This window comes from Microbacterium sp. HMWF026 (assembly GCF_003061325.1).
GTDB lineage: Bacteria > Actinomycetota > Actinomycetes > Actinomycetales > Microbacteriaceae > Microbacterium > Microbacterium testaceum_E.
Genome location: NZ_QAJB01000352.1, coordinates 5,907 through 13,853 on the forward strand (window position 1 = coordinate 5,907; position 7,947 = coordinate 13,853).

Here is a 7,947-nt window from a genome sequence, read left to right on the forward strand (position 1 = left end):
AGGGCGTCGAATTCACCCAGCCCACCCAGGCGAACGGCGTCTTCGCGATCCTTCCGGTCGGCGTCGCCGATCGCCTGCGTCGGAGCTTCCGGTTCTACGACTGGGACGAGATGCGCCGCGAGGTGCGGTGGATGTGCTCGTTCGACACCACCGCGTCCGACATCGACGCGTTCGTCGCGGCGATCGCCCGCGAGACGAGCGCCTGAGCCTGACCCCGCGGGGCCAGAACGGCACCGAGGGCCGCGGTATCCGAGGACGGATGCCGCGGCCCTCTGCGTCTCACTCGCCCGCCAGCCAGCGACGGTAGGCGTCGAAGGTGCTCTCGCGACCGAGGAAAGACCGGACCAGGTCGCGCGCATCCCGCGTGCCGCCGGGCTCGAGGATCTCACGACGGTACCGGGTGGCCGTGTCGGCGTCGAAGAGGTCGTCGCCGAAAGCCGACAGCAGGTCGCGCGCGATGACGAGGCTCCACTGGTACGTGTAGTAGCACGCGCCGTACCCCGTCAGGTGGCCGAAGCCGGCATAGGAGTGCGAGCCGTCGAGGGGCGTGACGGGACTGGCGGCGCGGTAGTAGCCGTCGACCGCCTCGCGCAGATCGGCGGGACGCTCGACGTGCAGGCGGTACGAGGTGGTCGCGTGGCCGAGCTGGCGGGTGACCTCGAGCGCGCGCCCGAAGGCGTCGGCGGTGCGCATGCGCGCGACCAGGTCGGCGGGGATGGGCTCACCGTCGTCGTCTCGTGCGAAGGATGCCAGGGCCCCGGCATCCCAGGCCCATTCCTCGAGCAGCTGACTGGGGGCTTCGACGAAGTCCCACTCGGTGGCCACGCCCGTCCAGCGCGCCCACTTCTGGTGTCCGCCGAGGATGTCGTGGACGAGGTGGCCGAACTCGTGGAAGAACGTCACGACCTCGTCGTGCTCGAGCAGGCCGCGCGAGAAGTTGCACAGCAGCACCGACTCGGGAAGCGCTCGGCCGGCGATGCCGGGCGCGAGTCCGAAGCACGCCGCGTGGTTGTACTTGCCGTCGCGGGGGTGCAGGTCGAGGTGGATGCGGCCGAGGCGTTCGCCTGCGCGCACCACGTCGTAGGTGCGCACGTCGTCGTGCCACGAGGGCGCGTCGACCGGGACGTACTCGACGTCGAGCAGGCGCCCGGTGGTCGCCAGGACCCCGTCGAGCACGCGGTCGAAGCGGAAGTAGGACCGGACGAGCTGCGCGTCGACGTCGTACTCCTCGCGCTTCAGCGCCCCCAGGACGTACCAGAAGTCGGCGATCGTGACGGCCGCGGCGTCGGGGTCGTCGCGCTGCAGGCGCGCGAGGACGCGGTCGTACTCCGCAGCGGCCGCCGGGCCCACCGCCGCGGCCACCTGCTCGAGGAACGCGGCGACCGCGGCGCTGGAGCCGATCATGCGCGTCTCGGTCTCGTAGTCGGCCCAGTCGCCGTAACCCAGCAGCGCCGCCCGCTCGGCCCGGACGGCCAGCAGCTCGGCGAGGACGGCCTCGTTCTCGGGCCAGGCCAGGTCGTTGTAGGCGCCGACGAGGGCGTGCCGCACCGAACGATCGCCGGCGTACTCGCGCACGGGCATGAGGTCGGTGTACTCGGTGGTGAGGGTGACCATGCCCTCGGCGTCGGCGGGGTGCGCGTCGATGAAGTCGGCCGGCAGACCCGCGAGCGAGGACGCCGGGACCCGGATCTCGCGACGCCCCTCGCGGATGTTGCGCGAGAACGTCAGCGACAGGGCGGTGTCGCGCTCGGCGAGCTCGCGCACGCGGTCGCGCTCGGCGTCGGAGAGGTCGACGCCCCCGCGCCGGAAGTCGCGGCGCACCTGCGCGAGGAACCGCTGCTCGTCGGCGTCGAGCGCCGCGTCGTCGCCGTCGGAGAAGACGGCCCACAGCGCCGTGTCGAGGAGTCGTCGGGACTGCTCCGCGTCGATGAGCTGCGCCTGCTTCTCGGCCGCGTCGCGCACGCCCTCGTCGGGGTGGGATTCGCTGAGCAGGTGCGAGGGGGCGGCGGCCGCGGCGAGCGCGATGTCGGCCTCGTTCCACAGGGAGAGTCGCTCGCGCAGCGTCAGGGCGGTCTCGGCGATGAGGCGCAAATCGATGGCGGTGACGCGGTCGAGCAGTTCGCGGGGCCGTTCGTCGGCGAACGCGCGCCACCCGTCGAGATCGCGGGGCAGGGTCAGGGGTTCCAGGGGAGAATCCGGCATCCTCCGACCCTAGGCACGGCCACCGACACCGGCAATGCCCCCGGCGTGGGCCCGAGGGCGCGCGGCGGGTGGGGAGGACCCGTCAGCGCAGCGCGCCGACCGAGGCCAGGGCGAGACGGATCAGGGTGCCGCGGCCGCCCTCCATCTCGTCGGAGAGGGCATCGGATGCCGCCTCCTGCGGCGACAGCCAGGTGACCTCGAGGGCGTCCTGACGCGGCTCGCATGTTCCCGTGACGGGCACGACGTACGCGAGCGACACCGCGTGCTGGCGGTCGTCGTGGAACGCGCTGACCCCGGGGAGCGGGAAGTACTCGGCCACCGTGAACGGCGTCGGCTGGGGCGGCAGCAGCGGGAACGCCATCGGCCCGAGGTCGTTCTCGAGGTGGCGGAACAGGGCGTCGCGCACGGTCTCGCCGTAGCGCACGCGCCCCGAGACGAGAGTGCGCGTCATCTCGCCCAGCGGAGTCGCGCGCAGCAGGATGCCGACCTGCGTCACGGCCCCCATCCCGTCGGTCCGCACCGGCAGCGCCTCGACGTAGAGCATCGGCAGGCGACGGCGCGCCTCGGCCAGCTCGACCTCGCTGAGCCACCCCGGATTGGGGTTGGGGCCGGGCTGCGCGGCCGAGAACGGCTCGCGCTCGTCGCCGTTGTCGCCGGGATCGGGGTCGGGTGTGCGCACGGGCATGCTCCCTGTATATCAACGTCTGCCGCGGATATCGCACGCGCACCCCGCAACGCTCGAGCGCAACGCCGGCGGGTCTCGCCCGTCGACGCCGATGTCGGAGGGCTTTGCGACAATGTCGGCATGAGCGCGCATCCGTCCCTCGACCCGTCCGTGGTGCCCTGGTCGGTGCCGCCCAGCGAGCGCGGCGACCGACCGGTGCTGGTGCTGCTGCACGGCTACGGCTCCGACGAGCACGATCTGTTCGGCCTCGTCCCGTACCTGCCCGAGCGCTTCGCGGTCGCGAGCCTGCGCGCTCCCCTGGCCCCGCCGTGGCCCATGCCGGGGGCGTCGTGGTACCCGATCGAGGGTCTCGACGGCCGCGACCCCGACGCCGTCACGGCGGCCGCCCACGCGGTGCTGTCCTGGGTGCAGGATGCCGTGGGCCCGGCGCCCGTGGGATTGCTGGGCTTCTCGCAGGGCGGCGCGGTCGCGCTGCAGACCCTGCGCGTCGCCCCCGCGGCCGTGGCGTTCACCGTCGTCCTGGCCGGCTACGCCGCGGGCGGAGAACTGCCCGGTGACGCGGTGCTGGCCGCGCAGCGCCCCCCGGTGTTCTGGGGCCGCGGCGCCGCGGACGACGTCATCCCCACCGCCCTGGTCGACATGACGGCCCAGTGGCTGCCCGCGCACAGCGAGTTGAGCGGGCGCGTGTACCCGGGGCTGACCCACTCGATCTCGCAGGACGAGCTGGACGACGTCCGCGCGTTCCTCGACGCCCGACTCGAGGATCTCGACGCACACGCGCAGGCCTGATCGCGGCGGGCGAACGCAACCCACGGCCCGATGTCGGAGGTCCGGGAGAGGATGTCGACATGGCCGACGTGTTGCAGAAGTTCGGTCCTGCGACGCAGGACTGGTTCCGCGGCGCCTTCTCCGCGCCCACGAACGCGCAGAAGGGCGCGTGGGAGTCCGTGTCGTCCGGCCGCAACGCGCTCGTCGTCGCCCCCACCGGTTCGGGCAAGACCCTCTCCGCGTTCCTCTTCGCGATCGATCGCGTGTTCCGCGAGAAAGGCCCCGAGGTCGCGCAGGCCGCCCCGAAGGCGCGGGGCAAACGGACGGCCGCTGGCAAGACGCCCACCCCGAACACGCGCATCCTGTACATCTCGCCGCTGAAGGCCCTCGGCGTCGACGTCGAGCGGAACCTGCGCTCCCCGCTCGTCGGCATCGGCCAGTCGGCGCGGCGACTCGGCATCGACGTACCGAACGTCACGGTGGGCGTCCGCTCGGGCGACACCAGTTCGAGCGACCGACGCAAGCTCGTCACCGATCCGCCCGACATCCTCATCACGACGCCCGAGTCGCTGTACCTGATGCTGACCAGCCAGGCGGCCGAGACGCTGCGCGGCGTGCACACGGTCATCATCGACGAGGTGCACGCGGTGGCCGCCACCAAACGCGGCGCCCACCTGGCCGTCAGCCTCGAACGACTCGACGCCCTGCTCGACAGCCCCGCTCAGCGCATCGGCCTGTCGGCCACGGTCCGACCCATCGACGAGGTCGCGCGCTTCCTCGGCGGTTCGCAGCCGGTCGACATCGTCGCGCCGAAGGCGACCAAGGCCTTCGATCTGTCGGTCGTCGTGCCGGTCGACGACATGCTCAACCCTCCCCCGCCGCCGGGCTCGCCCGCTCCCGACGAGGCCGGCGACGGCGAGTGGTTCTCGGAGCGCCCCGAGAGCACCGAGATGGCCGGGTCGGTGTGGCCGCACGTCGAAGAGGCCATCGTCGACCGCATCCTGCAACGCCGCTCCACGATCGTGTTCGCCAACTCGCGTCGCCTCGCCGAGCGTCTGACGGGTCGCCTGAACGAGATCTACGCCGAGCGCGTGGGCATCGATGTGCCCGAGCCGACGGTCCCCGCGGGCGTCATGGCGCAGGCGGGCGCCTCGGCGGGCGTCGCGGCGATCCTCGCGAAGGCGCACCACGGCTCGGTGTCGAAAGAACAGCGCGCCCAGGTCGAAGACGAGCTCAAGTCGGGGCTGCTGCGCTGCGTGGTCGCGACGAGCAGCCTCGAGCTCGGCATCGACATGGGGTCGGTCGATCTCGTCATCCAGGTCGAATCCCCGCCCAGCGCGGCCTCGGGGCTGCAGCGCGTCGGACGCGCGGGGCACCAGGTCGGCGAGGTCAGCCGCGCGGCCCTCTTCCCCAAGCACCGCAGCGACGTGCTGCACACCGCCGTCGTCACCGAGCGCATGCTCGCCGGCCGCATCGAGGCCATCTCGGTGCCGCAGAACCCGCTCGACATCCTGGCCCAGCAGACCGTCGCAGCCTCGGCACTGGGCGCGATCGACGTCGAGGAGTGGTTCGAGACGGTCAAGCGCAGCGCGCCCTTCCGCTCCCTCCCCCGCTCGGCGTACGAGGCGACCCTCGACCTGCTCGCCGGCCGCTACCCCTCCGACGAGTTCGCCGAACTGCGTCCGCGCCTGGTGTGGGATCGCGACGCCGGCACCCTGACCGGTCGACCCGGTGCCCAGCGCGTCGCGGTGACCAGCGGCGGCACCATCCCCGATCGCGGTCTGTTCGGCGTCTTCGTGGCGGGCGAGTCGCAGAACGCGCGCGTCGGCGAGCTGGACGAAGAGATGGTCTACGAGTCCCGCGTCAACGACGTGTTCACCCTCGGCACGACCAGCTGGCGCATCGTCGAGATCACCCATGACCGCGTCAACGTCGTCCCCGCGTTCGGCCAGCCGGGCAAACTCCCCTTCTGGCACGGCGACGGCATCGGCCGCCCGGCCGAGCTCGGCGAAGCCCTGGGCAAGTTCTCGCGCGATCTGGCGGGCGTCGACCGCGCCAAGGCCGAAGAGCGGCTCCGCGAATCCGGACTCGACGACAACGCGATCACCAACCTGCTGGCCTACCTGGCCGAGCAGCGCGAAGCCACGGGCAGCCTGCCCACCGACAAGACCCTCACGGTCGAGCGCAGCCGCGACGAGGTCGGCGACTGGCGCATCATCCTGCACTCGCCCTACGGCATGCAGGTGCACTCCCCGTGGGCCCTGGCCGTCAACGCCCGCATCCGCGAACGGCTCGGCGTCGAGGGCGCCGCGGTGGCCAGCGACGACGGCATCATCGCCCGCGTCCCCGACGCCGCGGCCGAGCCCCCCGGTGCCGACCTGTTCGTCTTCGAACCCGACGAGCTCGAGCAGATCGTCACCGACGAGGTCGGCGGTTCGGCCCTGTTCGCCTCGCGCTTCCGCGAGTGCGCGGCCCGCGCCCTGCTGCTGCCCCGCCTCAACCCCAACCGACGGTCGCCGCTGTGGCAGCAGCGCCAGCGCTCCGCGCAGCTGCTCGAGGTGGCCCGACGGCATCCGGCCTTCCCGATCATCCTCGAGACGCTGCGCGAGGTGCTGCAGGACGTCTACGACCTGCCCGCCCTGCTGCGCCTGGCCCGCCAGATCGGCGAGCGCCGCATCCGGCTCGTCGAGATCACGACCTCGCAGCCCTCGCCCTACGCCCGGGACCTGCTCTTCGGCTACGTCGGCGCCTTCATGTACGAGGGCGATTCCCCCCTCGCCGAGAGACGGGCCGCGGCCCTGTCGGTCGATCCCGCGCTGCTGAGCGAGCTGCTCGGCAAGGTCGAGATGCGCGAGCTGCTCGACCCCGACGTCATCGCGCAGTTCGAGCGCGAGGCCCAGCGCCTCGATCCGGACCGCCGGGCGCGCGGCGTAGAGGGCGTGGCCGACCTGCTGCGCATCCTGGGCCCCCTGGACGCGGCCGAGGTCGCCGCCCGCCTCGACACCGAGGGCGATGCCCTCGCCGAGGCCGAACAGCATCTGTCGACCCTCGTCGACGAGCGGCGGGCGATCCGTGTCACGATCGCGGGCGTCGCGCGCACCGCGGGCATCGAAGACGCCGGGCGCCTGCGCGACGCCCTGGGTGCGGCGCTGCCCGTCGGCATCCCGAACGCCTTCCTCGAGCCCCTCGCCGATCCGCTCGGCGACCTCGTCGCACGCTTCGCCCGCACGCACGCCCCGTTCACGACGGATGCCGTGGCCCAGCGGCTCGGCGTGGGCATCGCGGTGGCGCGGCTCACCCTGCAGCGGCTCGAGTCGCAGGGGCGCTTGGCGAGCGGCTTCTTCCTGCCCGAGGCGTCGGGGGGAGCACGCGGCGACGACACCGAGTGGTGCGACGTCGAGGTGCTGCGCCGCCTGCGCATGCGCTCGCTCGCGGCGATCCGCGGCAGCGTCGAACCCGTTCCCCCCGCCGCGTACGCGCGCTTCCTCCCGGTGTGGCAGCACCTCGGTCGCCCCCTCGAGGGCATCGACGGGGTGCTCGCCGTGATCGAACAACTGGCGGGGGTGCCGATCCCGGCGAGCGCGTGGGAGTCCCTCGTGCTGCCGTCCCGCGTGTCCGACTACTCGCCCGCCCTGCTCGACGAACTGACCGCGACGGGCGAGGTCGTGTGGTCGGGGCACGGCACGCTGCCCGGTCGGGACGGCTGGATCGCGCTGCACCCCGCCGAGGCCGCACCCTTCACCCTCCAGGACCCCGACGACGCCGACGACCCGGCGCCGGACTCGCTGGAGGCGCGCCTGCTCGCGGCGCTCGAGGGGGGCGGCGCGTACTTCGCCGCGCAATTGAAGCAGCTGGCCGGCGCCGAGAACGAGCAGTCGGTCAACGACGCCCTGTGGGCGCTGACCTGGGCCGGCCGCGTGACCAACGACACCTTCGCGCCCGTCCGCACGCTCCTGAGCGGCGGCGGGCAATCGCATCGCGTGGCGCGCCGCGCGCCGCGCGCCCGGATGTACCGCGGAGCGGCCATGCCGCGGGCGACCTCGGCACCGCGACCCCCCTCGCTCGGCGGCCGATGGTCGCTTCTGCCCGCCCGCGAGCCCGACCCCGCCGCTCGGGCCACGGCGACGGCGAGCCTGCTGCTCGACCGGTACGGTGTGGTCACGCGCGGGGCGGTGCAGTCCGAGGGGGTCCCGGGAGGCTTCGCGCAGGTGTACCGCATCCTCGCGGGCTTCGAAGAGGCGGGCCACTGCCGCCGCGGGTACGTGATCGAGAAGCTCGGGGCCGCGCAATTC

At 73.0% G+C, this 7,947-nt stretch carries 4 protein-coding genes and 1 pseudogene; 3 read left to right on the forward strand and 2 right to left on the reverse strand.

Translation table 11 applies throughout. From position 1 onward, the window contains the following. Positions 1-206: pseudogene (locus DBR36_RS18475) on the forward strand (threonine aldolase); the annotation flags it as partial. Between the two features lie 73 nt (positions 207-279). Here the strand turns inward: DBR36_RS18475 and DBR36_RS13255 are convergent. Further along, positions 280-2,202, reverse strand: coding sequence for a M3 family metallopeptidase (locus DBR36_RS13255; RefSeq protein ID WP_108320120.1), 1,923 nt, complete (start codon positions 2,200-2,202; stop codon positions 280-282). An 82-nt stretch (positions 2,203-2,284) separates the two neighbouring features. After that, positions 2,285-2,887, reverse strand: a complete 603-nt coding sequence (locus DBR36_RS13260) for an NUDIX hydrolase family protein (RefSeq protein WP_108320123.1) — start codon at positions 2,885-2,887, stop codon at positions 2,285-2,287. A 120-nt stretch (positions 2,888-3,007) separates the two neighbouring features. Here DBR36_RS13260 and DBR36_RS13265 point away from each other — a divergent pair, with 120 nt between their 5' ends. Together DBR36_RS13265 and DBR36_RS13270 are read left to right on the forward strand one after the other, a co-directional pair. Further along, complete coding sequence (locus DBR36_RS13265; protein WP_108320125.1) at positions 3,008-3,676, forward strand: alpha/beta hydrolase; 669 nt, start codon at positions 3,008-3,010, stop codon at positions 3,674-3,676. Between the two features lie 59 nt (positions 3,677-3,735). After that, on the forward strand, positions 3,736-7,947 hold a 4,212-nt coding region (locus DBR36_RS13270), incomplete at its 3' end, for an ATP-dependent helicase (protein WP_108320127.1).

Coding starts and splice junctions, on each gene's coding strand:
- DBR36_RS13260 (WP_108320123.1), bottom strand. CDS start 2,887: ATGCCCGTGCGCACACCCGACCCCGATCCCGGCGACAACGGCGACGAG.
- DBR36_RS13255 (WP_108320120.1), bottom strand. CDS start 2,202: ATGCCGGATTCTCCCCTGGAACCCCTGACCCTGCCCCGCGATCTCGAC.
- DBR36_RS13265 (WP_108320125.1), top strand. CDS start 3,008: ATGAGCGCGCATCCGTCCCTCGACCCGTCCGTGGTGCCCTGGTCGGTG.